We start from the raw sequence: 26336 nt of genomic DNA, 5'->3' as shown, positions 1-26336 counted from the left end.
TTCCGAAGCGACGGGCCTATCTATTCATGATATTGCAAAACTGCGTATCGAAGGTAAGCACTGACTGAGAAAGCAGCGCCCCGCGCTGCCGGGGTAAGGGCAGCTAGCGCCGCCATCGCCGAGTGAACTCAGCTCCCACAAAACCACTGGCTCCGCTTCGAAAACCGCGCATTGCCCCAATCATTACCCGCTGGGTGAAGCGCCACCTGCAACGGCTTGGCGCAGGCATCAACCTGGAAGCGCTTACAAGTTTGGTGGAGGATAAAAACATGCTGGCAGAAAACCTGGAAAACCTGGTGAAAAAAGAGCGTCAGGAAGGCCGCCAAGAAGGTCGTCAAGAGGCTGAGAAGTACGCGTTACAAGAAAAACGTGAAACGGTACGCCACCTCTTGTCGTTTGGAGTGCTAAATGATGAGCAGATTTCCGAAGCGACGGGCCTATCTATTCATGATATTGCAAAACTGCGTATCGAAGGTAAGCACTGACTGAGAAAGCAGCCCCGCGCTGCCGGGTAAAGGGCGGCTAGCGCCGCCATTGCCGAGTGAACTCAGCTCCCACAAAACCGCTGGCTCCGCTCATTGTGAGAAACCAACCGTAGAGCGGCGTAACGAGCGAAGCGAGGCACCCGCAACGCAGCGCCCCGCGCTGCCGGGGTTGAGTAACGCAGCTCTATAGGCCAACATGGCAGCTAGCGCCGGGTAACCTCAGCCTCCACAAGAGTCAGCATAAACGTATCCCCCACAAAGCGCCTGCCACCACATGCCTTGTGTCGAATGTTGATAATCCCCTCGTTACCAAAAATTACATAATTTTTTACGACTTCCCCCTAAAGATTTCCTCCGTTGCGCCGTTATTAAGTATAACGGCGCACAACACGCCGAACAGCGGGCCACGTGGCCAGTCTTATTGAAAGGGGAATACCACCATGTCAGTGATCAATACCAACATCACAGCAATGATCGGTCAGCAAAACCTGAGCAAATCTCAGAGCGCGCTGTCTACCTCTATGGAGCGTCTGAGCTCTGGTCTGCGTATCAACAGTGCGAAAGATGATGCAGCTGGTCAAGCCATCGCTAACCGCATGTCATCACAGATCACTGGCCTGTCTCAGGCGCAGCGTAATGCCAACGACGGTATCTCTGTTGCGCAAACCGCTGAAGGCGCCCTGAACCAGGTAAACGACAACCTGCAGCGTGTGCGTGAACTGACGGTTCAAGCCCAGAACGACACCAACTCTGCTGAAGACCGTAAATCCATCCAGGATGAAATCGATCAGCGCCTGACTGAGATCGACCGTATCTCTGAACAGACTGACTTCAACGGCGTTAAAGTGCTTGCTGACGACCAAAGCCTGTCTATCCAGGTAGGTGCCAACGACGGTGAGTCTATCGATGTTGTCTTGGAAAAAATCACTGCAGGCACTTTGAACCTTGATAGCTTTAACGTTAATGGTCCGGATGGTGCTTTGACTGCTCTAGACACTACTGCGGGCGGTGCTGCTGAAGCCGCTTTTGAGAAGGCATACGGTACTGCTACAAGCATCAATACCACTACAGTAGCTGCATTTGATGCTGATTTGGCAACTGAGTTGGGTGTAGGTGCTGATGCAATCACTACTGGCACCACAGCTCAGGTTGATGAAGCCGGCAACTGGTACGTTGATGTAGTTGTTGAGACAAACAATGCCGCTGAAATTAACTCCTTGAACTTGCAAGGGCTTGAGATGGAGGCGGGCACTGCTAAAACCTTCCGTGTTGCCTTGGATCCAGCAGACGCTAATATTACTGGTACCGCTGATACTGCAGCTTTCACTGTTGATGGCTCCACGTTGGGTGCCAAAGACCTGCTAAGCGGAGCCACTGCTAATCCGATGGAGCAGCTCGATAGTGCTCTGAAGCAAGTTGATGAGCTGCGTTCTGGTTTGGGTGCGATCCAAAACCGCTTTGAGTCTGCAATTACCAACCTGCAAACCAACGAAACTAACCTATCCGCTGCTCGGTCACGTATCGAAGATGCTGACTACGCCAGTGAGGTGGCTAACATGACCCGTGCTCAGATCCTGCAACAGGCGGGCACCTCGGTTCTGGCCCAGGCGAACCAAATGCCGCAGAACGTACTGTCTCTGCTGGGTTAAACTTCCGCAGCTAGAAAGCTTCGGTAGGTATATCGAAACAGGCCCTGTTTACAGGGCCTGTTTTTTTTATAAAGCCAGTGTGCAAGTTGATATGATGGCTTGAGCCCTCTTTCCAGCAGTGAGTTTATATATGAGTCGTCATAAATCTCGTCGGTCTTCTTCAGTTAAGCTAGCCAACAAGTCAATTGCAACGCCCACTAATTCTCATACTGCCCGCAGAAGCAAAGGGGATGCTCTTCTTAAAAGTGGCAGATACTTGGAAGCAGCGAGTGAGTACCAAAAGCTGGTTGATGAAAATAGGGCAAACCATCAGGTTTATGGGCGCTTATCAGAAGCCAAATATCGACTAGGCAATGTTCAGGAAGCCGAAGAACTATTAGCTAAAGCCTTGGAAATAGAGCCAAATTATGCCGAAGCACACCACGGCATAGCTTATTTATTACACCATCGCCGTCAAAATCAGCAAGCATTGACTCATATACAGACCGCATGCCGTTTGGATCCGGATAAAGCAGAGTACCTTTCGCTTCAAGGAATGGTATTGGTCGCCTTGCATCAGCATAGTGAAGCATTAAACTGCTATGAAAAAGGGCTTCAAGTTTCTCCTGGTTATACATCACTATGGAATAATTATGGTAATGCCTTGAACGATTTGGGCCGACTTGATGAAAGTATGGCTGCTTATCGTAGAGCGTTAGAACTTCCTAATAGTAGTCGTTTAGCTTTTTCCAACCTTTTAACAACAGCTCATTATCATCCTGGAATGTCCGAAAAGGATATTTTAGATATTATACAACAGTGGGGGGTTAAATATTCTCCTTCTAATGTAAATAGAAGACCTGGAACTAGTAAAGTTTTGGATCGCAAGCTAAAAATTGGAATGGTTTCTGATGGTTTTCGAAGCCATCCCGTTGGTCAAATGATCATATCCGTACTCGAAGAGTGTGGGAGTGCGCAGTTTAAATTCTTTTTTTACTCTACAAATAATCATGAAGATCATATAACTAGTCGATTCAAAAAGGTTGCTGATGTTTTTCTATCAGTTGAGTACATGAGTGACGAGCAATTTGAACGGCAAGTGTTGGGAGATGATGTCGACATACTCTTCGATCTTTCCGGGCACAATGCTGGTAATCGAATGATGGCTATTGCAAATGCCCCAGCTCCGATAATAGTTAAATGGGTTGGCGGTTTGATTAATACTACTGGTGTAGCTTCAATAGATTATTTGTTGAGTGATAGCCTGGAAACTCCTTTAGGCGTTGATAGCAATTATACAGAAAAAATAATTCGATTGCCTGATGACTATATTTGTTATACGCCTCCTCGTTACAGACCTTCAGTGTCATCGCTGCCCGCTGACAAAAATGGGTATGTAACTTTTGGCTGTTTTAATAATGCTACTAAATTAAATGAGCAGGTGTTAGCTCAATGGTCTAAGTTGATGCATAAAATACCAAACTCAAGGTTGTACCTTAAAAGCATGCAGCTCGGTAGCCCTGAAATGCGTGAGCGTATTATTAATTTAATGAAGGCAGAAGGGGTTTCGGCAGACCGACTGCGTATTGAAGGACCTTCCCCTCATGTTGAGCTCCTCCAGTGCTACAATGATGTGGATATTTCTTTAGACCCATGGCCATATTCAGGTGGATTAACTACCTGTGAATCTTTATTAATGGGAGTTCCGGTGGTCACTCTCCCAGGGCCAACCTTTGCAGGGCGCCACAGTGCTACTCATTTAATTAATGCGGGCATGCCAGAACTTGTCGTTAGTTCTTGGGAGGAGTATCGAGAAAGAGTTTTAGAGCTTGCATCTGATTTAGATAGCCTTGCCACTATCAGGCAGCACCTCCGTCAAGTCTTATTAGAGTCGCCTGTATGCGATGCTACCCGCTTTGCAAAACACTTTACCGATGCCATGCGCGCTATTTGGCAGCGTCACTGCGAAGGAAAGCAGCCTGCTGCGCTAACGTTTGATAAAACTGGGCTGGCGAAATTTGAAGATGAAGAAATACCCGTTGATGTTGTTTATGCAGAAAGTATGGAAGTCGAAGCGACTGGGTTTAACTGGTCGCTACCTGGCAAGATTATAGTGCTGGATAATGGCTCAAAATTGGTTGTTGAGAAGGGCATCGATACCCTTAGGCAGCTAAATTCTTTTGGCATAGTGGCCTTCGATCCAGCAAGCCAAGTAATAAATGCTGAGCGGTTCGAGGGCAGTAAAGGTGTCCAAGTCTTTACCCATGCTGTTTTAGGGGATGGAAAGCCAGCGACACTTTATTCCTGTTTAGACCCAGTGTTTAGCAGCACCTTGGAACCGCTGCCAATGGAGCAGCAGTACGGAGCCAACCCTGCTGGTGCAAGCGTGCTTGCTAAGCTTCCGATCAATACCATCGCGTTAGATAGCATCGAAGGGCTGGATAGTTTGGATTGGTTAATTCTGGACGATTTAAGCGATGCGGCCGTAATTCTTGAAAATGGTGAAAAAGCCCTTAAAGACACGCTGGTCATTCAAGTGCGTATTGCCTTTCAACCGACGCATAAACGACAGCCAAACTTAGCTGAAATTCAGCACTGGATGTCACGTCATGGTTTCCGTCTATACCGTTTCAACAACCAACAGCACTTAAGCCACCTGCCGGACAGCGTGCCTGCAGAAATTCGCCAAGCTACCGAGCTTCAAAGTGCCGATGCAGTTTTTCTCCCCACTTACGAGCGGTTGGCTGAGCTAAATGAAAATCAGCGCTCCAAACTGGCTTTTTTGTTGCACACGGTGTATGGCATCAAGGATCTAACATATAAGCTATTGGTTGAAATTGATGAAGAAAAGGCAGAAGAGTATTTGATTCTGCAAAAGTTAGCTGACACTCAACTCGAAACTTCTACTGAGTCATTGTTGAATGAAAAAATAGAAGTGTCTGACAAAATAGAAGTATTGGAATTCCCGCTTCCTGATGCTCCTTTCATGTCGCATGCGGAACGAAAGCTGTTTAAGAAATATTTAAAAAAAGCAAAGCACTATTTTGAATTTGGCTCAGGTGGATCTACAGTTTGGGCGATAAAAGAAGGCTTGAGAGTAGAAGGTGTGGAAAGCGACGCTAAATGGGTGAGGGCACTAAAAGATAAACTGGGTGATAAGTGCCAAGTTGAGTCTGTCAATATCGGGCCAACTAAGGAGTGGGGGGTACCAGTCTCAGGTGAATTCCAGCATCATTTTTCTGAATACAGTCAGGCGATTCATCACCATAAACAGTCATTTGATTTGATTCTTGTGGATGGTCGTTTTAGGGTCGCATGTACGATTGCATCAGTTATCCATATTATAGAGCACATGCATGACCAGGAAATGGCTCGGATTTTTATCCATGATTTTTGGAACCGACCACAATACCATGTAGTGCTTGAGTTTTTAGAGGTGGTCGATCAGGTTGATACTGCTGGCGTATTTAAAGTTAGGCAAGGTGTTGATAGGAAGAAATTAGATGCTTTGTGGGCTAAATTCTCGAAGAACCCGCTATAGGTTGTTTCTTAAAGGAGAGCGGCTCTTTTTCGTGTTTTCGAATTACGTTAGTTCAGTGGGGGTGATTAACAAGATGCAGGTGCTTTAGTGCCTGCATCTTGTGAGTGATAATTGACCGAGCATTCTTTGTGTATGTATGGACATTTAGACGTCTGGTCGCATGGTGCGAGCGTCGGGCCGACATCCACTATGCGCTTTCGCTTATGGGGGCTCGTTTTCTTTAATCGATGCCAGGGCAGGTGTTGAAACGTGCTTTTGGCAGATTTTTTAGTTGTGTGCATAGACTCTGTGGCGAAGGGTAGGGAGTTAATAGCTCTCCATACCTGACGACCAGTTGAGTTCTTGTAACTCACTGGTAAAGTTTTTTATAGCCGGGCCGATAAGCAAGTAATTACTACTAATAGGCAGGCCCGTAAATGGCGTCGATCCATACCAATTTGCCATCTATGAACGGCCAAGCGAACCTGAAGCGCAATCAGTCTGCGCTGGCGACGTCCATGGAGCGCCTTTCATCCGGCTTGCGTATCAACGGCGCTAAGGATGATGCCGCAGGCCAGGCAATTGCTAACCGCATGACCAGCCAGATTAGCGGGCGCGGCATGGCGATGCGTAATGCCAACGATGGCGTGTCGTTGTCGCAAACCGCACAAGGCGTGCTGGAGGCAGTGAACGGTAAGTTGCAGCGTATCCGTGAGCTTACCGTGCAGGGGTTGAGTGAAATTTATAACGGCGAAATGGGCGACCGTATCCAGGCGGAGATTAATCTCAACCTGAAGGAAATCGAGCGCTTGAACCAGGTGGCCGAATATAACGGCATTCCGCTTCTGGATGGCACGGCGGGGCATCTTTCCCTGCAAGTAGGCGCCAACGATGGCGAAACCCTGAGCGTTAATTTAGACGCCCCCGGCTTTAGTGTGCAAACACTGGGGCTTAAGGATTTTACCTTCCAGGGTGAACCTGACACCATCACGCATACTGACACCCTGCCGGGCCGCTCGGCGCGTATTCCTATCGACGATGCGGAGCATTCACGCGTTGCTTATGTGCCTGCTGATAACGAACCACATTTAGTGCGCTTTAATAACCGCGATGTTATCCAGCTAGGTGGCGATGGCGGGCAGCTTAAAAATGTATCGATTAACGCATCACACGATACGGATACCCGCAATAACGACGTAACGATTAATGTTCGAGAGGCAGTGACTGAACGCACGTTAGGTGAAGCTATATACACCCGACGCGCTGTCGACTTGGACGGCAATAGTGGGCCGTTAGGTAGCGCGGATATCGTACGTTCGGGAGGGGAGTACTGGATAGCGCGTGGGAACGACTATACGCCCGTTGAACTTATCATGGATAACAGCCAGCGAAGTGTGGTGGCTCAGGTGCTGGAAGACACGCATGTAGCCCCGGCTGATATGCCAGGCCCCATTAGTGAAGTACGTTATATGCCAGCAGTGCAAAAAGGCAGCGCGGACTATAGCCTGACTCTGGATGGTCAGGATGAAAGCAGCAGCGGTAGCATCTCTCTCGTGCAGTTAAATAGCACATATTATGTCGAAGAGCAGTTGGCGGGAGGGCAGTATGCGTATTATCCCGCCGATGTGACCAGCCAAACAGGTGGTTCGGAGAGTACGTTCACCGTGGTAAGTGAACGTACACCCATGGGGGCAGTCACCGACCAGCCTTTTGTTGCTGGTTCGTCGTTCGTGCATTTTAAGCCGAGTAATGCCAATGTGCAGGTTAACTATGTCGAGTTAAACGGTACAACGCATCAAGATGTTATGGCCGCTGAGCCTGAAAATGGTTACGTGTTTAATGTAAATGCCTTTTCAAATGGCAGCGGTGCGATGAAAACAGCCAACATCGTGCTGAACCAAAAAGGCGAACATTTGCTGCAAACCGTTAATGGAAACGGTGAAGTAATCCTTTATTACCCAGTGCGTAGTTCACTTAGTACAGACGTGGATAACAACCTGACCACGGTAACAATACGTGAGACAGATGAAGCTCGCCGCATCCGCAACCCTGCTGATCCACTGGCGGCATTAGACCGAGCAATCGCCCAAGTGGATAACAAGCGCAGCGAGTTTGGCGCTTTGGATAACCGGCTATTAGCCATCATTGAAAATCATGACGAAACCAATCGTCACCTTTCTGCCGCCCGCTCGCGTATTATGGATGCTGACTACGCGGTGGAAGTGGCCAGTATGACCAAAGCGCAGATTCTGGAGCAGGCAGGTACGTCTGTACTGGCCCAAGCGAACCAGGTTCCACAGAACGTGCTTTCTCTGTTGGAGTAATTGAGGCTTGAGGATAAAGCTCATGCCTTATTATTAGACATTATAAATAGGCTTCTTAAAGGGGCCATTTTTTAGAAGAACTTATGAAAACGAATGTGCCGACTATTTCAGCCTACGATGTTATTTATGACGTAGTGCCTAAGCTTGATACCCTCGAAAAGCTGGTGGGGGGCACCCTTGATGAAGCGCTAATGGCTAACCAGGAACTGGAAAGCATTGCGCATATAAACACGCTGAAAACGGAGTTTCAGCTGGAACTGACCATGATCCGTATGAACCTGGAGCATTTGTTAAAGCGTTATCAGAAAGAGTTGAATGCCGTGGTAGAAGATAAGCGCCATGATCAGCTATTAACGCTTGACGCGTTCGAGGCAATGGCGATTGAAAGTGCTGCCCAGCTTTATCGGCGAGCGCAAGCTCGTTAAGCACTCATCCATGAAACCCAAACAACCATCGAGCAGGCCGAAACCCACGGGCTTGATACAACCATGCCTGATGATGACACACAGCGTTTCTATATCCTCGATGAAAAGTAGTGCCAACGTGCCTGGGCTATGTTGTCTAATAGGAAGGCGACAGTTTCTGAATAACACTTCGATAGAACCAGTCGGGCAGGTTCTCTTCTTTTAGCTGAATGTCGCCATTGGGGGTTACTTCCGCTAGCCATATGTCTTGAGTGCCCGAGTTGTCGAATATAAAAGCACGATCAGCAAGCTTGATAGCCTTCAAGAGTAAATCAAGAGAACGATCATAACGCTGACGGATTTTTTCTTCAGGTACGGGGTGACCGCCGGTTTTTACTCGGTTATGCACTCTCTGAACATTGATCGCTGGGTCGTCGGTAGCAATATAGTAAAGGTAGTTTTTAAAACCTTTAGCACGAGACGCTTTCAGTACGTCAATCTTGTCTTCTGATGACATGACTGTTTCAAAGGTGAAGCTGATGTTAGACGCAGTGAGTTGCTCTCGAATAAGTGCAGAGGCAATAGACGCAATATAAGAATTTGGTGGTAAGGAGGGAGGGAATCTAATGCAGTTGTCTGCAAAGACTAATGCATCAAGCTGCGGTGCTAATGACGCTTTTAACGTTAATGACGACTGATAGAAGTAGTGCTTGATAGCCGTGCTGGATAAATAAACCGAGTAGTCCTCGAAATAGAGAGTACCTGACTCTTTGGCATTACTTTCTATGTCATCAGGGTTAATATAAACCCCTTTTTGATGAGTGGGGATGACATCCTTGATCGTACTTTTTCCTGAGCCGTTAGGCCCAGCAAACATACGCAACCGTGGCGTCTCGGCCATCAGGTCACCTTGAGCTTTATATCAATTGAAACCTTGTGCTTAGGCGGTGCCTTTCTTATAAAACGAACACTGCCGTCTGGTGAGGTTTCAACAAGATTGTCATCGACTATTTCAACCACGGTATGGCCGCTATTTAATGATGCCTGGTATGCACGACGTGTGTAAAGCGATGTCTGTGCTGCAAATCGCTGTTCTGCATCTTGCATGATAACCATGGGAACTCCTTCACATAATGGGTTCACTATATAGCATACTACAAATGGCGGGGGGAAAGCGCCAGGGCTATGTTCGTGTCTTGCGCATTGAAGGCCGCGCATAAAAGTCGTTAGGGTAGCCACATAAACAGTGCGCAAATGAAGGATGACGATAGGTATGACGCCTGATGAGCATGAGCGTGTAGCACTGGAATTGGAAAGCGTCATACGCGAAACCCAAACAACCATCGAGCAGGCCGAAGCCCACGGGCTAGATACAACTATGCCTGATGATTATGCCCACCTTCTCGATATTCTCGATAAAGCGATCAAGCAGCAGCGCGACCATACGTTAACGATGCTAAAAGACGATAGCTAGTCGTTAATTTTCCACACATGCAACGGATGTTTTGCCTTTCTCTCCTTCTCTCGTTCCCCACCATGCCACTAATTGCCTAGCCCGCTAAAATTGCTTTTTCGCCATACTGGCCGATACTTTTCGTCTAACAATAAAACGTGGGTTATAAGCAATGAATGCGCATACGCTGGCGCTGACCTGTGCCATTGGGGCCGGGTGGTTAAGCTTTAATACATTGGTGGTGGCTGGTTATTTATTGGTATATAAAAGAGAGACGCTGGGGCTGGGAGAGCGGAATAGCTTTTGGCTAACGGTTGCGGGTAAACGTGATGAAAAATCCGCGGCTTCCCCTGCGGTTCCCCCACGCTCACAGCCTAGCCAAAAGCCTATAGAAGAACGTGTGCCCATGGGCTTGCCTGAGCAAGAAGAGCCGTTCCTGGAGGAGCCCATTGGCAAGCCTGAAGAGGTACCTACGCATGTATTTTACGTAATGTTCCAACAGCCGAGCATTGAGCTTAATCAGAAGGTGCAATTAGTCCTGAATAAATGGGGCGCTTACTTCGATGCAGAGTTGAAAATTTATGTGGCATTGGGCGTTACCCCACAAAACCCCTTACGTATTGCCAATGCGTATCCGCCTGGCTTGATGCCTACAGAAGAGGTATTCCAACAAGAGGACCACCTGCTGGGCGGGGTCAGCATTATCCTCAATAAGCCCAAGCGCAAACGTGGCTTTGACAAAGTGCAATTGGGCAAAATGGTGGAGTTGAGTGAAGAACTTGCCGCGTTAGGTGGGGCCTTGCTTGATGAAGAGCGCCAGCCAGCTTCGCGTAAAACCATCAGGGATATTACTGGCGGTTAATGCCCATTATGACTGCGCTATTAAGCGTGGTGGTAATTTGTAGCTACCTTTCTATTAGCGCCTGCTATCAAACACATGGCGCAGAGTGGTTTCGCTTGTCGAACTCTAATAACCTCAATGCATAAAAACTATTTTTAATATTCTTTTTTGTGTTTATGATGTGCGTGTAACGGCTACGCTGTCTTTGTGCCTGCCGCGCCTATACTCTGCAAAAGGCAAACGATCTTGCCGATGAGGATGCTTCTGATGACTCGATCACGTCGTTTAAACACGTTAGTCGCCGCGCTTACCTTAAGTGTGGCAGGTGGTTTTGCTGCGGTTCAGGCCCAGGCAGATACGCTGCGAGTGGGCATGTCGGGCGGCTATTTCCCGTTTACCTTTGTTGAGCGCGACGAACTCAAGGGCTTTGAGGTCGATGTCATGAACGCGGTGGGGGAGGTCACCGGTGATGATGTCGAGTTTGTCACGGCGAGTTTTTCGGGGCTAGCGGGCATGCTGGATTCCGGGCGTATCGACACTATTGCCAACCAGATTACGATGACGCCGGAGCGTGAAGCCAAGTATGTATTTACGGCGCCCTATGTGTATGACGGTGCGCAGGTCGTTGTCCGGAAGGGTAATGATGCTATTAACGGTGTTGAGGATCTTTCCGGTAAATCGGTTGCGGTTAATCTGGGCTCCAACTACGAGCAGTTGTTACGCGAGCTGCCGAACGCCGACGAAATTGATATCCGCACCTACGAATCCAACGTAGAGCAGGACGTAGCATTGGGGCGCACCAATGCCTTTATTATGGACCGCGTTAGTGCGACTCAGGTGATTAAGGAGCGCGGTTTGCCTTTGGAACTGGCGGGCCAACCCTTCACCGTTATCGAGAATGCGCTGCCGTTTCGTGACAACGAGGCAGGCAATGCCCAGCGCGACCGTGTGGATGAAGCGCTAACTGAACTTCGTGATAACGGCACGCTGCGTGAAATTTCCGAAAAATGGTTTGATACCGATATCACGCAGCAGCCGGAATAACCGCTACGCTGTAAACGGAAGCCTGTATTGAACGCGGCCGTGGGTAATCCACGGCCGTTTTGCTTATAAGCGATGCTGACATGCTAAACCTGGATTATATGTGGGGGCTGTTACCGGTCCTTTTAAGCTATGTGCCGCTCACGCTTGAAATGGCAACCCTCGCCATGCTGCTGGCGCTGGTGCTTGCCTGTCTTCTGGCCGTGATTCGCGTGACCCGTGTGCCGGTGTTGAACGGCTTTTCGCTGCTGTTTATCTCGTTTTTCCGCGGTACACCGCTGTTGGTTCAGCTTTTTCTGTTCTATTACGGGTTGCCCCAACTGGTGGAGGCGTTGGTGTCGATTAACGGCATAACTGCCGCCGTGATGGGCCTGACACTGCACTTTTCCGCCTATATGGCTGAGTCTATTCGGGCGGCCATTGTGGGGATTGACCGCAGCCAGACAGAAGCGGCGCTCTCTATCGGCATGACGCAGTCGCAGCTAATGCGACGTATTATTCTCCCTCAGGCGACCCGTGTGGCGACGCCCACATTGATGAACTACTTCATTGATATCATCAAGGCGACGTCGCTGGCCTTTACGCTGGGCGTCACAGAATTGATGGGAGCCACACAAAAAGAGGCCGCCAGTAGCTTTCTTTATCTGGAGGCTTTTTTACTCGCGGCGATGATTTACTGGGTCATAGTGGAAATTCTCTCCTGGGGGCAGCGTCGCCTGGAAATTTACCTGAATAAGGCGTACCAACGATGATCTCGCTTGAGGCCGTTACCAAGCGCTTTGGTAAACAAGATGTATTCACCGACATTGATTTGTCGCTTGAGCGGGGCGAGATCATTGTCATCATTGGCCCTTCAGGCACGGGTAAGTCAACGCTATTACGCTGCATTAACTTTTTAGAGCGGCCTGAGTCGGGGCGTATTACCGTCGGCGATGTGCGCGTGGATGCGCAGCAGGCGAGCCGTGCCGATATTTTAAAGCTGCGTCGGCGTACCGCGTTTGTCTTTCAAAACTATGGTTTGTTTGCCAACAAAACGGCGCTTGAGAATATCAGCGAGGGCATGATCGTCGTTGATAAAATTCCCAAGGAAAAGGCCCATGCCCGCGCCCGAGAAATCCTTGAGCGGATTGGGCTTTCAGATAAAGCTGATGCTTACCCGGCGGCGCTTTCTGGCGGGCAGCAGCAGCGTATCGGCATTGGCCGCGCCATGGCCGCGAACGCCGATGTCATTCTGTTTGATGAGCCCACGTCATCGCTGGACCCGCAGTGGGTGGAGGAAGTGCTGAGCCTGATGAAGCAGCTTGCCGCCGAGCAGCAAACCATGATTATCGTTACCCACGAGATGCAGTTTGCGCGTGACGTAGCGGATCGCGTGATCTTTATGGATGAAGGGCAAATTATTGAACAAGCACCGCCCGAGGAGCTGTTCACCGCCCCCAAGGACCCGCGCACGCAGCATTTCCTGCGCAAAATTCTTGCCCCAACAGGCCAGCCGCTGCCTTAACAGCATGTGGTTATTGGCAACTGCAGTCGGCAGCTTACGGCGTTGAAGCATCGTTTGTGCGTTATATCGACATTAACCACATATTAATGTGTGCTTTTCGTACCTATGGTATTCTTGGTGGACATGAATGGCGCTTTTTAACGTGGTTTCTGTAGCCCAAGGGGGTGAGGTGAAACAAAGCGAAGCGATCAAACGTCTTGCTGAGTTCGACCAGCGCGAGCGTTATGTCTTTGCTGTACGAGACATGTCGAAAGTGCTTCATGATGATACGCCCCGTAGCCGAGAGGCCACACTGAAACGCCTGGTTAACGCGGGCATTCTGGAGCGCCCATCCAAGGGCGTGTATTTGTATGCGTTGTCGAAGAACAAAGGCCCGGATACCCTGGAGCTGATTGCCAAGACACTACGCAGGGGGGAATATAGTTACATCAGCCTTGAGTCTGCTCTATCAGAGTATGGCGTGATCTCCCAAATCCCGGTAGGCCGACTAACGGTGATGACCACTGGCCGTAAAGGCGAATATAAAACACCTTATGGGGTCATTGAGTTCACTCATACAAAGCGTCCGATATCGGATATTTTATCTGTTATCAAGGATCGCGGGCGCCCTTTGAAGGTTGCAACCAGGCAGGCGGCACTCCGGGATCTTAAGCGCGTTGGTCGCAACACCCACCTGGTTGATGAGGGGGATGCATATGATGATTGAGTCTGTTGATTTCAAATCCCTGGTAGATCAAGTAATGAAAGATGCAGTGTTAGGGCATATGCGGCCGGTTGTCGAAAAGGAGTTGCTGCATTACGACCTGTTGTATGCGCTGGATAAAGAAAGCATGCTCGACAGCCTGGTTTTTCAGGGCGGTACATCGCTGAGGTTGTGCTATGGAGGCAGTCGTTTCAGCGAAGTTCAGTCTTACCTGACCGCTACCTTGAGGGATCAACTGATAACCGTTCAGACAGCCTTGGGTCGTGAGCAATCAGCAGAGCCATCTTTCCGGATGTAACGATTGCTTGATGTAGCACTGTTTTAAACGTCATGGTTTCTCAGGTGTAGGCGTTTTTCAGCAGCTCACCGCTGCCCGTCGTGGGCAGCGGGGCACTAACCGATGAGCATCGATTACATCACCGGGCTGAAAATGGTGGCAACGTTATCGCCGATGCGGCGTAACAACGAGCGATGAATGACCTGGTCGGGGACCACTTCATTGGCATCGGAAAGCCAGGCGTTTTGGCGTTCTCTAATGCTTTTCGCTACGTCGGGGGAGTGCAGTAGAATATTATTCTCGAAATTAAGTTCAAGGCTGCGTCGGTCCATGTTCGCCGAGCCGACTAGCGCCACTGCTTCATCCACCACCAGTGTTTTTGCGTGCAAAAGGCCACCGCGAAACTCAAAGATCTTCACGCCAGCGGCAACAAGCTGTGCATAGTAGGCTTTGCTGATGGCGCCTACCACGAAGGAGTCGTTGCGTTGGGGCAGGATGAGCGTGGTTTGAACGCCGCGCCTGGCGCATCCAATCAGTGCCGAAAGCAGTGAGGCGTCCGGAACAAAGTAGGGGTTCGAAATCACGACCTCATGCTGGGCACAATGCAGAAGGCTGGCGAACACATCCGACATGGCACCTTTTGGTGACAGCGGCCCGGTGCCAAAGGCAATAGCCGCGCTGGCGCTGTTCATGGCGTCCGTGCTGGCTTCTGTGCAGGGTTGCGGCGGTGCCTCCCAGGCGACATCAAGGTGCTCGTTGGATTCGATCAGCCAGTTGGCCGCAAACAGCAGTTGGTTTTGCATCACTACTGGCCCCTCGAAACGCAGCATGATATCCACCCAGGGTGCATACTTTGCCTTGACGCGAAACTCGGGGTCGGCGCAGTTTTGGCTTCCGCAGTAGGTTAGTCGGTTATCCACCACGACGATCTTGCGATGGTTTCGAAGGTCTGCGCGGTTTCCAAGCAGCGCGTCAAGCCCAAAAGAGACCTTCAGCGATACGCACAGTTGAACACCGGCGGCTTTCATTGCGGCCCAGTGCTCCGAACGGGTAAGCGCTCGCGAACCAATACCGTCCACAATGATGCGGCATGTCACGCCACGTTCAGCCGCGCGCTTAACGGCCTCTACAATCTTGAGCCCGTTGTTGTCAGTAAGCCAAATATAAAAGGAGATATGAATGCTCTCCTTGGCGGCATCGAAGTCTTCCACCATCGCGTCGATCGCTGCATTGGAGTCGGCGGTTAGCGTAGCGGTGTTGTGGTTAGTGACGCCGCTATGCGCCAGATGCTCACAGGCGCGAAAGGCGGGCCGAAAGCGGTCTGGTACATGCTCCAGAGCCGATGTTTTCCCTACGTTATAGGCTTTTACCAACCGTGTGACGGTGCCAATTGCTTTGCGTCGTGAACGGCGCGATATCCATGGTTCGCCAAGTAGCAGGTAAGCAATGATGCCTAAACCAGGTAGAAACGAGAGAATCAATATCCATGCGGCTCGGGAGGCGGGCTCTTTGCCCTCTACCGTCAGCACGCGGATCACCAGGGCGACGTAGGCCAGCATATGAGCGGCAAACCAAAGAGAAAAATCCGACATAGTGAGTCCGTCTTTAATAGTGAAGTTGTTCGAGAGTCTGACTATCCCTGAGCGCCATAGGGCCTCCATTAGTAGCCACGGGGGCTGTGCGGCTAACGCAGGCCTCAGAGGTAAATAAGCTAGCGGATCGGCCGCCAAAGAACGCCGCTGCAAACACCGGTTTTTTATATTTAATAGCAATAATGTAGAAGATGCTGGGCAAAGTCCATGTCGCTTCTTTTGAGAGCGCCTTGTAAACCATTCGGTTAGCCGGCTGATGCAATAAAACATTGACAACGTGTGGCAAGCAAGAATAGTGCGTGATAGACTACGCCATCCTCTCAGACAAGACCCGTGGGCGGGCAGGCAATTTGACTGCCGGTCACACTATTTGACAGAGCTTAAAGGCTTGTCGAATCAATTGGTTGTTAAGGAAAGTCGCGTTTAGAGTGAACATGAGCGTGGCGAACACATAGTTAATCCGTTGCCGAATTTGCGGCAACCTTTATTCTCCAAGGAGATACCTGTGGCGAACAGCAAGCAAGCACGCAAGCGCGCCCGCCAGGCCGAGACTCGTCGCGTCCTGAAAGCCAGCCAGCGCAGCATGGTCCGCACCTATATCAAGCGTGTGATCAAAGCGATCAACACCGGCGACCACGGCAAGGCGATGGAAGAGTTCAAGGTAATGCAGCCGGTCGTTGACCGTATTGCTGATAAAGACGTGCTGTCCAAGAAGAAAGCAGCGCGCCTGAAAAGCCGTTTGAACAAGCGTATTAAGGCACTGGCGGCGTAAGCCGGCAGGCGCCATAAAAAAAACCGGCTACGGCCGGTTTTTTTGTGTCTGATGGTTTTATCTAATGACTCTATGATGGGTATTGGCCATCCGCGCCTATGGATCCAAAATGACCTCAAACACGCCGCCGAATGAAACTTCCGCCGCGCCTGGCGCGCCGCCACGCCGTGGGCTAATGCGCTCGGGGCTGGTGGTTAGCTCCATGACCATGCTTTCTCGCGTGATGGGCCTGATCCGTGATGTGGTGGTGGCGACGCTTTTGGGCGCCGGGAATGGCGCGGATGCCTTTTTTGTCGCTTTTAAAATCCCTAATTTTTTGCGTCGTCTGTTTGCTGAAGGTGCCTTTAACCAGGCCTTTGTGCCGGTACTTTCCGAGTACTCGACCCAGCGCAGTAAGCAGGAAATTCGCGAGTTACTCAACGCCGTAGCCGGTAGTTTAACCGCACTGCTGGCTTTGATTACCGCGCTTGCGATGCTGTGCGCGCCCTGGCTTATCTGGGTGTTTGCGCCCGGTTTTGGCAGTGACCCCGCCAAGCATGCCTTGACCGCCGATATGCTGCGTCTAACGTTTCCGTATTTGCTGCTGATTTCGCTCACGGCTTTTTCTGGCAGCGTGCTAAATACCTGGAACCGTTTTGCAGTGCCCGCCTTTACGCCGGTTTTGCTCAACCTGTCACTCATTGGCGCCGCGCTCTTTTTAATGCCGTTAATGGATGAGCCCGCCATGGCGCTGGCCTGGGGCGTGCTGATAGCAGGTGCTGCCCAACTGATTTTCCAGGTGCCGTTTTTAATGCGTTTGGGCTTGATGCCCACGCCTTGGCCGAACTTCGCTCATGAAGGCGTTAAACGCATTTTAAAGCTGATGGGCCCGGCGCTGTTTGGGGTCTCGGTCTCGCAAATTAACCTGCTGCTGGATACGGTGTTGGCGTCACTGCTGGTGGCGGGCAGTGTCTCCTGGCTTTACTACTCTGACCGCTTGGTAGAGCTGCCGCTCGGCGTCTTTGGTGTGGCGATAGCAACGGTGATATTGCCCGCGCTTTCCAAGCGCCACGCTGAGCAGTCAAAGGCGCATTTTGCCGCCATGCTCGACTGGGCGATTCGGTTAGTGCTTTTGGTGGGCCTGCCTGCCGCACTGGCGCTGGCGGTATTGGCCGAGCCGCTATTGATCACGCTATTTCACTATGGCGCAATGACCGACCACGATATTCAGATGGCCGCGATGAGCCTGCGTGCCTATGCCTTTGGCCTGGTCGCCTTTATGCTGATTAAGGTATTGGCACCAGGTTTTTTTGCCCGCCAGGACACCAAAACGCCGGTGAAGGTGGGTATTATCGCCATGGTCGCTAATATGGTGTTCAACCTGATGTTGATTTGGCCGCTTGCCCATGCCGGGTTGGCGCTTGCTACGGCGCTTTCGGCATTTTTGAACGCGGGTATGCTGGGGGTGTTGCTGTACAGGCAGGATGTGCTGGTTTTCCAGCCGGGCTGGGGTCGGTACGCGGTGCAACTGCTGGGCGGTAGCGGTTTGATGTGTGCCGCGCTCTATATGGTGTCGCCAGAGTGGCACGCGTGGCTTGCGTTTAGCCTGTGGCAGCGTGTTGCCTGGGTGGCCGGGCTGGTAGGTTTAGGGGGCGGGATTTATGTTGTCTGGCTTACCGCGCTGGGTCTGCGGCCACGGCATTTTAAAATGCAGAGCTAAACCCTACAGCGGCAATGCGTGGCCGAACGCTTAAAAGTCACGTTGGATCGGCAGAGAGTTAGACATATATCACGGTAGGTTCGCTATAATCAGAGCTTTTTAAGCTTCACCCAAACCCAACAAGGCTTGGGAGCGGCAAATTATTAACACGGCTGAGGTGCCATGCGCGTCATTCGAGGACTGCACAATCTGGTAGCGGCACAGCGTGGCTGCGTCGCTACTATTGGAAATTTTGACGGTGTGCATCGTGGCCATCAGGCAATTTTGCAGCAGTGCCGCGAGCACGCCGCACGCCTAAACGTGCCGCTAACCGTGGTCGTGTTTGAGCCCCAGCCGCGTGAGTACTTTGCGGGTGACCAGGCACCACCACGGCTAACGCGCTTGCGTGAAAAGGTGCGTCTGTTGGGCCAGTACGGCGCTGAACAGGTGCTGTGCCTGCCGTTTAATAATGCCCTTAGAAGCCTGACCGGGCGCGAATTTATTGATCAGGTGCTGATCGAAGGGCTAGGTGTTAAACATCTGGTCGTTGGTGATGACTTCCGTTTTGGCTGTGACCGTCAGGGCGACTTTACGCTGCTGGCAGCGGTGGGCGAAGAGCAGGGCTTTGGGGTTGAACATACCCGCACCTTTACGGTTGAGAACGAGCGAGTTTCAAGCTCACGCGTGCGTACCTTGCTTGCCAGCGGTAACTTTGCCGCAGCGGCCAATCTGTTAGGGCGGGCGTATTCGCTGGATGGGCGTGTGGTACGTGACCAGCAGCTTGGTCGCACCATTGGTGTGCCCACGGCGAACCTGCCCCTGTTGCCTCAGCCCTTAACGCTGCGCGGTGTTTATGCCGTTGGGGTGACGCTTGAAAACGGCCAGCGCTACCACGGAATTGCTAACGTCGGCTTTCGGCCGACGGTTGGCTCCAAGCGGCCCACGCTGGAAGTTAACCTGTTTGATTTTGACGGTGACCTCTACGACAAACGCATGACGGTATTTCCCTGTGCGCGGCTTCGTGGGGAAGTGAAATTCGACAACTTTGATGCGCTAAAAGCGCAAATTGAGCGCGATCAGAGCCAGGCACATCGCTACTTTGCGACGGCCGTCACTGACTGTCATAACGCGCTGCCACTAGCTTCGGCCCCGCTTGGGCGTGAGGCTATGGCCTCCAAGACTCAGGCTTCCAAGCCCCAGGTTTCCAAGACTCAGGTTTCCAAGACAATTTCTTCTGATCCTTCTTCGGCGGATGACGCTGCCGATGCTAACAACGGCTGACCGAACCATGGACTATAAGCACACGCTAAACTTGCCTGAAACCGACTTTCCTATGCGTGGCATGTTGCCCAAGCAGGAGCCGGGACGCGTTTCACGCTGGCAAGATATGAACCTGTACCAGCGCCTGCGCGAAGCGCGTGCTGGCGCACCGCTGTTTGTACTGCACGATGGCCCTCCCTACGCCAACGGCAGTATCCATATTGGTCACGCCGTTAATAAAATTTTAAAAGATATTATCGTTAAATCGAAAAACCTGGCGGGCTTTGATGCGCCTTACGTGCCGGGCTGGGACTGCCATGGTCTGCCCATTGAGCACAAGGTAGAAACCACGCACGGTAAGCACCTGGCGCCTGCAAAAGCGCGTGAGCTTTGCCGTGAGTACGCGGGCGCTCAGGTTGAAACACAGCTGGCTGATTTTGTGCGCTTGGGAATTATCGGCGATTGGAATCATCCCTACCGCACTATGGACTACGCCAATGAAGCAGGCGAGATTCGCGCACTGGCCGACATGGTCGAAGCGGGCTACGTCTTTAAAGGCCTGAAGCCGGTTAACTGGTGCTTTGACTGTGGCTCGGCGCTGGCTGAGGCGGAAGTCGAGTATCAAGACAAAAAGTCCGACGCGATTGATGTCGCCTTCCCAGTGGAAGATGCCGATAAGCTGGCCGCTGCGTTTGGCCTGAGCGAGCTGCCCAAACCGGCGGCGGTGGTGATCTGGACCACCACGCCCTGGACGATCCCAGCCAACCAGGCGCTGAACGTTCACCCCGAATTTACCTACGCGCTGGTCGATACCGGCGAGCGCCTGCTGTTGCTAGCCGAAGAACTGGTGGAGAGCTGCCTTGAACGCTTTAGTTTACAGGGCGAGGTCATCGCTACCACTCGCGGTGAAAAGCTAGACCTGATCAACTTCCGCCACCCGTTCTATGATCGCCTGTCGCCAGTTTACCTGGCTTATTACGTCGAGTCGGAAGTGGGCAGCACCGGTATCGTTCACTCCGCGCCTTCTTACGGCCTGGATGACTTTAATACCTGCCGCGCCCACGACATGAGCTTTGACGACATGCTGAACCCGGTACAGGGCAACGGCGTGTACGTTGATGACCTGCCGTTCTTTGGCGGCCAGATGATCTGGAAAGCCAACCCGAACATCGTCGCCAAGCTTGACGAAGTGGGTGCGCTGATGGCGCATAAGCCCATCGTGCACAGCTACATGCACTGCTGGCGCCATAAAACGCCGGTCATCTACCGCGCGACAGCCCAGTGGTTTGTGGGCATGGATATTCAGGGGAAAGACGGTAAAACCCTGCGTGAACGTGCGCTGGAAGGCATCGAGGCGACCCAGTTCACGCCCGCCTGGGGGCAGGCGCGCCTGCACAGCATGATCGCTAATCGCCCGGATTGGTGCATCTCGCGTCAGCGTAACTGGGGCGTGCCGATTCCGTTCTTCCTGCACAAACAAACCGGCGAGCTGCATCCGCGCACCATTGAGCTGATGGAAGAAGTCGCCAAGCGCGTGCAGGAGCAAGGCATTGATGCCTGGTTTAGCCTCGACGCTGCTGAGCTGCTGGGCGCGGAAGCTGCCGAATACGACAAGACGACTGATACGCTGGATGTCTGGTTTGACTCCGGCACCACGCACCGCCATGTGCTGCGCGGCTCTCATCCGCATGGCCATGAAAGCGGCCCGCGAGCTGATTTGTATCTGGAAGGCTCTGACCAGCATCGCGGCTGGTTCCACTCGTCGCTACTAACCGGTTCAGCAATTGACGGTCACGCGCCGTATCGTCAGCTATTGACCCACGGCTTTACCGTCGATTCGCAAGGCCGTAAGCAGTCCAAGTCGTTGGGTAATGTCATCGCGCCGCAGTCGGTGATGGATAAGCTGGGTGCCGACATTCTACGTCTCTGGGTGGCCTCGACGGATTACTCCAATGAAATGGCCGTGTCGGATGAGATCCTCAAGCGTACAGCGGACGTGTATCGGCGTATTCGTAACACGTCGCGCTTTCTTTTGGCCAACCTGACCGGCTTTGACCCGGCGCGCGATATGGTGGCTTTTGAGGATATGATCGCCCTGGATCGCTGGGTCATCGACCGCGCACTGCAGCTCCAGGAGCGCATTCAGAAAGCGTATGAAGAGTACCGCTTCCTGGACGTGTATCAGCAGGTGCATACGTTCTGCGCGCGCGACCTGGGTGGTTTTTATCTGGATATCATCAAGGATCGCCAGTACACCACGCAGGCTGATTCGCTGGCACGCCGCAGCTGTCAGAGCGCGCTCTATCATGTTATCGAGGCGCTTTCGCGTTGGGTCGCTCCGATTCTCTCCTTCACCGCTGAGGAGATTTACGAGCATATCCCGGGCAAGCGTGGCGACAGCGTGCTGCTGGAAACCTACTATACCGACCTGAAGCCCCTTGATGCTGACGCTGAGATGGGGCATGAATACTGGGAAGCAGTGCTAGAGGTCAAGCAGGCGGTGAATAAGCGCTTGGAAGAAGCGCGTAGCGAAGGGGCCATCAAAGGCTCGCTGGACAGCGAAGTCACCCTTTACGTCAGCGACGAACTCAATGTGTTGCTGTCACAACTGGGCGACGAGTTACGCTTTGTGCTGATTACCTCGGAAGCGACCCTCAAGCCGCTAGCGGATGCCGAGGCATCTGCCTACAGCGAGCTAGAAGGGCTCAAAGTAGCGGTGGTCGTCAGTGCGTTTGAGAAGTGCGAACGTAGCTGGGAGCGCCGCCCTGACGTAGGCTCGCATCCTGAGCATCCCACGCTGTGCAAGCGCTCGATTCTTAACCTGCCGGATGGCCCGGGTGAGGTGCGTCACTATGCCTGAGTCGGTCTCGTCCAACGCGCGGCCGCCCATGCGCCAGCCGCTGCGCTGGCTGTGGTTGGCCGTTGCCGTGATTGTGCTGGATTTAGCCACCAAGGCGATTGCCAGCAGCCAGCTGGGGTATCTGCAGCCGGTAGAAGTGCTGCCGTTTTTTAACTTCACCTTAATGCATAACACGGGGGCGGCCTTTAGTTTTTTGGCTTCCCACCCTGGTTGGCAGCGTTGGTTTTTCGCCATTATTGCCATTGGTGCAAGCGTGGGCCTGACCATCTGGCTTTCGCGGGTCAGGGCCGATGAAAAGCTGCTGGCCATTTCGCTTCCGCTGATTATCGGTGGGGCGCTTGGGAATCTCTATGACCGCCTGGTGCATGGCTACGTGGTCGATTTTTTATCGTTTCATGTGGCCGGTTGGTACTATCCCGCCTTTAACGTGGCAGACATCGGGATTACTCTGGGGGCCATTGGGTTGATTTGGGAGTCAGTGATGGGCGACCGGCGGCGTAAAAAAGCCCACTCAACGAAGTAACCCGCGACCTCTAACTCGGTTAGCATTAATCAGGCCCTGGTGGCAGTATGCCAGGGCCTTACCACATAGCGAGCAGTGTAATGAGTGATTACCTGATTGATGAGGGGATGGAAGTGACCCTGCACTTCACCCTGAAACTTGAAGATGGCACGGTAGTAGACTCTACCAAAGAGAAGGCACCGGCCACCTTTCAGTACGGTGACGGCAATTTGCCACCCGGCTTTGAGCACCCGGTTAAAGGCATGACAACGGGCGAGACAGGTACTTTTCAGGTCTCTCCCGAGCATGCCTTTGGGCAGCACAATCCGCAAAATATCCAGACGTTAAAGCGCGCTGATTTTGGCGATGAAACGCCTGAAATTGGTATGGTGATGTCGTTTGCCGATAAAGCGGGAACGGAATTGCCTGGTGTGGTCAAAACCATTGAAGGCGACCGCGTCGAGGTGGATTTTAATCATCCGCTGGCGGGGCGCACGTTAACCTTTGAGGTTGACGTACTGGATGTAAAACCGGTTACAACGCACTAGTCTTTAGCATTGGCTTTAGCATTAGCTGGGTTCTTATTCACTAAACGGTGCGGTAACGCATCAAGGCACTACTATGCAATCGACGCAAGCACAGCCCATACAGATCAAATTGGCCAATCCGCGTGGTTTTTGTGCCGGCGTGGATCGCGCTATAGACATCGTCAACCGTGCACTGGATGTGTTCGGGCCGCCTATCTATGTGCGCCATGAAGTTGTCCACAACCGCTTTGTAGTGGAAACGCTGCGCGAGCGTGGGGCTGTCTTCGTGGAAGAGCTCGACGAAGTGCCGGATGACGTGATCGTCATTTTCTCTGCGCATGGCGTGTCTCAAGCCGTACAGTCCGATGCTGACCGGCGTGGGCTGAAAGTGTTTGATGCCACTTGCCCGCTGGTCACCAAGGTGCATTTGGAAGTCTTGCGCTACGCCAAGCGGGGGCACGAGTGCGTGCTGATTGGGCACGCAGGCCATCCCGAAGTAGAAGGCACCATGGGGCGCTATGACACGGCGCATGGCGGTCGCATCTATCTAGTCGAAGATGAGCAGGACGTTGCCAGCCTGGAGGTCAAGGATCCTTCCAGCCTTGCCTTTGTGACCCAAACGACGCTGTCGATGGATGACACGGCCAAAGTGATTGATGCGCTGCGCGAGAGGTTTCCCGAGATCAGTGGGCCGCGTAAAGATGATATTTGTTACGCCACACAAAACCGTCAGGATGCGGTGCGTGAACTGGCCGCGGACAGTGATCTAGTGCTTGTAGTGGGCAGCCCCAATAGTTCCAACTCTAACCGCTTGCGCGAGCTTTCCGAGCGTATGGGAACACCGGCGTACCTGATAGATAATGCCGACCAGATTGAGCCAACGTGGCTTGAAAACGTCGGCCGCATCGGCGTAACGGCGGGTGCCAGTGCCCCGGAAGTGCTGGTGAAAGGCGTAATTGGCAAGCTTCAGTCATTGGGTGCTTCCATGCCGGAAGAGCTAAAAGGCCGCGAGGAGAGCATTACGTTCTCCATGCCCAAAGAGCTGCGCGAGCAGGTAATCGTCAGCAGCTGATGCACTGCGTATGCGGTGGCTGATGCAGGAGCATCACGTGAGGTTTTCGCTTTATCCTTACTCTATTCGCGCAGGCCGCTCGATAGAGCGTCAGCGCGGTTTTACGCTTCTTGAGCTTGTGGTGGTGATGGGCATTCTCGGCCTTGTCGCTGGCATGGCTTACTCTGCCTACACCCGCTACCTGCAAACATCCCTGCGCACGGATGCGCATGCGGGGTTAAGGCAGGCGGCGGCTGAGCTAGCGCGCTGTCACGCCCGAACCTACTCCTACCAAGAGTGTGAGATGTCCCGCTTGTCACCAAGCGGGCATTATCGCATTGCCTATTCTGAACGCCAGGACAGTCGCTATGTGCTAAGCGCGTCGACTGAGCGAAAAGATGGCTGTGGCCAGGCCATAACGCTCAGTAGTCAAGGTGAACGCTTGCCCGAGACGTGCTGGTAAGTGCGGCGCCAAGAGGGGGTTACTCTGGTTGAGGTGTTAATTGCCTTGGCCTTGCTGGCGTTTGGGCTGATTGGCATCGCCGCCATTCAGCTAACGTCGCTGCAAAGTGCCGCTTCGGGCTACCAATACTCCGTGGCAAGTGTGGCAGCCCTGGATGCCCAGGAGCGCGCCTGGGCGCAGCTGGCGGCGAAGCAGAACTGCCGACACCTCACGGCGGGGCTGGAGAGTGACTGGCAGGCCGAGTGGTTTACGCCTTCACAAGCACCGCTTAACGGCGCAACGGGCACGGTTGAGAGTGCTTTTGTATCCGGAGGCTGTCAATTGACCGTCTCCATTACGATGCGTGCACGGCCTTCCCATCAAGCGGCTGACCATTTTGACTACGTGTTTACCTTGCCCTTTATTGAAGCGCGCTATGCTGGCGAGGCGCCTAATGCTCAATAAGCGCCAAGGGGGATTTACACTGGTTGAAATGATGGTCGCGATGGTGATCGGCGCCATTATTATTTTGGGTGCAGGCCAGCTTTTGTTAACCACTGTGACGACCTTTCAGCGCGTCGAGGCCATCAGTCGCGAGCAGGAAGCGCTTGTTTTTGCCGTTCAATCGCTCACCCGGGACATTCGTAAAGGCAAGGCAGGCCAATATGAGATCAATGACTCGCTGGTCGATGCGACCACCTGTGCATTACGCCATAACAGCCAGCCCTTGATAGAAGGGCTTTATAAAGGCGGTCACGCATGCGACTCGCTTAGCCTGTTTGAGAAAGACGCCGGTGGTATAGCAGGGCTTTATCGGATAACGCTCCAATTTGCGGGCGAGCGCCAAGCACCGTTTGTATGGCATGTGATGCAGCGTGATCACGTTATTACGCGTCGTACACCTCTTCCCGCCACGGAGGGCAGCCCATGAAGCATCAGCAGGGTGCTGCGCTGGTGATCGTTATGGCACTTCTTTCTGCCGCGCTGCTGCTGGGCGTAGCGAGTATGCGGACGGCGTTAGTCGATGAGCGTTTGGCGGGTAATTTTCGAATTGCCGTTCAGGCCCAAATGCTGGACGAGAGCCTGCTGGCTGTCTTGTCGGACCGCCAGTATGCAGCATCGCGGGATGCCTTCTTGAACCGTTTACTAACGTATCCACCCGCCTTCAATATCGGCGATAAGCGACAGCTGCAAAGCGATGATAGTCAGGCGTTGTTGCCACGCCAGGCGCTCAACGCACTGCTTGAGGCATTGCCAATAGCGCAAGCCGAGGGCCAAAGGCGGTTACTTGATGACCTCATCATTGATATTGAACGGCTGGCGGATCAGCGCGTTGCCATCACGGCCAGAAGCGGTGGTACGTCTGCCAGTACACACGCTGTTTTTGTGAGGCAAAGCCCGGAAGAAGCAACGTGGCGGCTGGCAGGATTGCGCTGATGGCATTCGCCACGCGTAAATCTGCGCGTTATGAT

26 protein-coding genes are annotated in these 26336 nt (G+C 52.4%); 23 read left to right on the top strand and 3 right to left on the bottom strand.

Features of this window, described 5'->3' with window-relative positions; translation table 11 throughout:
• Nucleotides 1-122 precede the first annotated feature (122 nt).
• From INT20_RS11660 to INT20_RS11640, 5 genes are all read left to right on the top strand, one after another.
• Entirely contained in the window at nt 123-485 is a 363-nt protein-coding gene (locus INT20_RS11660) for a hypothetical protein (RefSeq protein WP_226912150.1), read from the top strand.
• 440 nt (nt 486-925) lie between these two features.
• The gene (locus INT20_RS11655; RefSeq protein WP_193056977.1) at nt 926-2134 is read left to right on the top strand and encodes a FliC/FljB family flagellin; all 1209 of its coding nucleotides are present in this window, start codon (nt 926-928) and stop codon (nt 2132-2134) included.
• A gap of 130 nt (nt 2135-2264) precedes the next feature.
• Nucleotides 2265-5654 (top strand): O-linked N-acetylglucosamine transferase, SPINDLY family protein, encoded by a 3390-nt coding sequence (locus INT20_RS11650; RefSeq protein ID WP_193056976.1) that lies wholly within the window; start codon nt 2265-2267, stop codon nt 5652-5654.
• 416 nt (nt 5655-6070) lie between these two features.
• Nucleotides 6071-7957, top strand: a complete 1887-nt coding sequence (locus tag INT20_RS18300; protein WP_193056975.1) for a flagellin N-terminal helical domain-containing protein — start codon at nt 6071-6073, stop codon at nt 7955-7957.
• 83 nt (nt 7958-8040) lie between these two features.
• Nucleotides 8041-8382 carry a hypothetical protein gene (locus INT20_RS11640; protein WP_193056974.1) on the top strand — a complete coding sequence of 114 codons (342 nt, stop codon included), beginning with the start codon at nt 8041-8043 and terminating at the stop codon, nt 8380-8382.
• A 136-nt stretch (nt 8383-8518) separates the two neighbouring features.
• On the opposite strand, the gene INT20_RS11635 is transcribed toward INT20_RS11640, so the two are convergent.
• Complete coding sequence (locus INT20_RS11635; protein ID WP_193056973.1) at nt 8519-9262, bottom strand: zeta toxin family protein; 744 nt, start codon at nt 9260-9262, stop codon at nt 8519-8521.
• The gene (locus INT20_RS11630) at nt 9262-9477 is read right to left on the bottom strand and encodes a hypothetical protein (RefSeq protein WP_193056972.1); all 216 of its coding nucleotides are present in this window, start codon (nt 9475-9477) and stop codon (nt 9262-9264) included. Before INT20_RS11630 ends, INT20_RS11635 begins: the two co-directional genes overlap by 1 nt.
• Nucleotides 9478-9634: 157 nt before the next feature.
• On the opposite strand from INT20_RS11630, the gene INT20_RS11625 reads away from it, so the two are divergent.
• From INT20_RS11625 to INT20_RS11595, 7 genes are all read left to right on the top strand, one after another.
• A complete protein-coding gene (locus INT20_RS11625) occupies nt 9635-9835 on the top strand; it encodes a hypothetical protein (protein WP_193056971.1) in 201 nt (66 codons plus the stop codon).
• Between the two features lie 151 nt (nt 9836-9986).
• A complete protein-coding gene (locus tag INT20_RS11620; protein ID WP_193054749.1) occupies nt 9987-10676 on the top strand; it encodes a cell division protein ZipA C-terminal FtsZ-binding domain-containing protein in 690 nt (229 codons plus the stop codon).
• Between the two features lie 246 nt (nt 10677-10922).
• Nucleotides 10923-11699, top strand: coding sequence for an amino acid ABC transporter substrate-binding protein (locus INT20_RS11615; RefSeq protein ID WP_193056970.1), 777 nt, complete (start codon nt 10923-10925; stop codon nt 11697-11699).
• 80 nt (nt 11700-11779) lie between these two features.
• Nucleotides 11780-12448, top strand: a complete 669-nt coding sequence (locus tag INT20_RS11610) for an amino acid ABC transporter permease (RefSeq protein ID WP_172118967.1) — start codon at nt 11780-11782, stop codon at nt 12446-12448.
• Complete coding sequence (locus INT20_RS11605) at nt 12445-13200, top strand: amino acid ABC transporter ATP-binding protein (protein ID WP_172118966.1); 756 nt, start codon at nt 12445-12447, stop codon at nt 13198-13200. The genes INT20_RS11610 and INT20_RS11605 overlap by 4 nt, the downstream gene beginning before the upstream one ends.
• Before the next feature lie 127 nt (nt 13201-13327).
• A complete protein-coding gene (gene abiEi / locus INT20_RS11600) occupies nt 13328-13906 on the top strand; it encodes a type IV toxin-antitoxin system AbiEi family antitoxin (RefSeq protein WP_226912149.1) in 579 nt (192 codons plus the stop codon).
• The gene (locus tag INT20_RS11595) at nt 13896-14201 is read left to right on the top strand and encodes a nucleotidyl transferase AbiEii/AbiGii toxin family protein (RefSeq protein ID WP_226912148.1); all 306 of its coding nucleotides are present in this window, start codon (nt 13896-13898) and stop codon (nt 14199-14201) included. The genes abiEi and INT20_RS11595 overlap by 11 nt, the downstream gene beginning before the upstream one ends.
• Nucleotides 14202-14314: 113 nt before the next feature.
• Here INT20_RS11595 and cls read toward each other — a convergent pair whose 3' ends face one another.
• On the bottom strand, nt 14315-15772 hold the full coding sequence (cls, locus tag INT20_RS11590) for a cardiolipin synthase (RefSeq protein ID WP_193056969.1): 1458 nt from the start codon (nt 15770-15772) through the stop codon (nt 14315-14317).
• A gap of 505 nt (nt 15773-16277) precedes the next feature.
• Between cls and rpsT the strand changes: the two genes are divergently transcribed.
• The 11 genes from rpsT (at nt 16278) to INT20_RS11535 (ending at nt 26301) form a co-directional block, all read left to right on the top strand.
• Nucleotides 16278-16544 (top strand): 30S ribosomal protein S20, encoded by a 267-nt coding sequence (gene rpsT, locus INT20_RS11585; protein WP_009097974.1) that lies wholly within the window; start codon nt 16278-16280, stop codon nt 16542-16544.
• Nucleotides 16545-16653: 109 nt separating this feature from the next.
• Nucleotides 16654-18243 (top strand): murein biosynthesis integral membrane protein MurJ, encoded by a 1590-nt coding sequence (gene murJ, locus INT20_RS11580; protein WP_193056968.1) that lies wholly within the window; start codon nt 16654-16656, stop codon nt 18241-18243.
• A gap of 162 nt (nt 18244-18405) precedes the next feature.
• Nucleotides 18406-19503: a bifunctional riboflavin kinase/FAD synthetase gene (gene ribF / locus INT20_RS11575; protein ID WP_193056967.1), complete on the top strand. Its 1098-nt coding sequence runs from the start codon at nt 18406-18408 to the stop codon at nt 19501-19503.
• 7 nt (nt 19504-19510) lie between these two features.
• Nucleotides 19511-22342: an isoleucine--tRNA ligase gene (gene ileS, locus INT20_RS11570; protein WP_193056966.1), complete on the top strand. Its 2832-nt coding sequence runs from the start codon at nt 19511-19513 to the stop codon at nt 22340-22342.
• Nucleotides 22335-22865 (top strand): signal peptidase II, encoded by a 531-nt coding sequence (lspA, locus tag INT20_RS11565; RefSeq protein ID WP_193054744.1) that lies wholly within the window; start codon nt 22335-22337, stop codon nt 22863-22865. The genes ileS and lspA overlap by 8 nt, the downstream gene beginning before the upstream one ends.
• An 80-nt stretch (nt 22866-22945) precedes the next feature.
• Nucleotides 22946-23392 (top strand): FKBP-type peptidyl-prolyl cis-trans isomerase, encoded by a 447-nt coding sequence (gene fkpB / locus INT20_RS11560; protein ID WP_193054743.1) that lies wholly within the window; start codon nt 22946-22948, stop codon nt 23390-23392.
• A 73-nt stretch (nt 23393-23465) separates the two neighbouring features.
• Nucleotides 23466-24443 carry a 4-hydroxy-3-methylbut-2-enyl diphosphate reductase gene (ispH, locus tag INT20_RS11555; RefSeq protein ID WP_193054742.1) on the top strand — a complete coding sequence of 326 codons (978 nt, stop codon included), beginning with the start codon at nt 23466-23468 and terminating at the stop codon, nt 24441-24443.
• A gap of 37 nt (nt 24444-24480) precedes the next feature.
• The gene (locus INT20_RS11550) at nt 24481-24885 is read left to right on the top strand and encodes a type IV pilin protein (protein WP_287078285.1); all 405 of its coding nucleotides are present in this window, start codon (nt 24481-24483) and stop codon (nt 24883-24885) included.
• Entirely contained in the window at nt 24886-25329 is a 444-nt protein-coding gene (locus INT20_RS11545) for a type IV pilus modification PilV family protein (protein ID WP_193054740.1), read from the top strand.
• A complete protein-coding gene (locus INT20_RS11540) occupies nt 25319-25795 on the top strand; it encodes a PilW family protein (RefSeq protein ID WP_192528343.1) in 477 nt (158 codons plus the stop codon). Before INT20_RS11545 ends, INT20_RS11540 begins: the two co-directional genes overlap by 11 nt.
• On the top strand, nt 25792-26301 hold the full coding sequence (locus INT20_RS11535; protein WP_193054739.1) for a PilX N-terminal domain-containing pilus assembly protein: 510 nt from the start codon (nt 25792-25794) through the stop codon (nt 26299-26301). Before INT20_RS11540 ends, INT20_RS11535 begins: the two co-directional genes overlap by 4 nt.
• Nucleotides 26302-26336 lie beyond the last annotated feature (35 nt).

The sequence above is a fragment of the Halomonas citrativorans genome, assembly GCF_014898005.1.
Taxonomy (GTDB): Bacteria; Pseudomonadota; Gammaproteobacteria; order Pseudomonadales; family Halomonadaceae; genus Vreelandella; species Vreelandella citrativorans.
The sequence above is the reverse complement of the archived record's forward strand: the minus strand, read 5'-3'. Positions and strand labels throughout refer to the sequence as shown.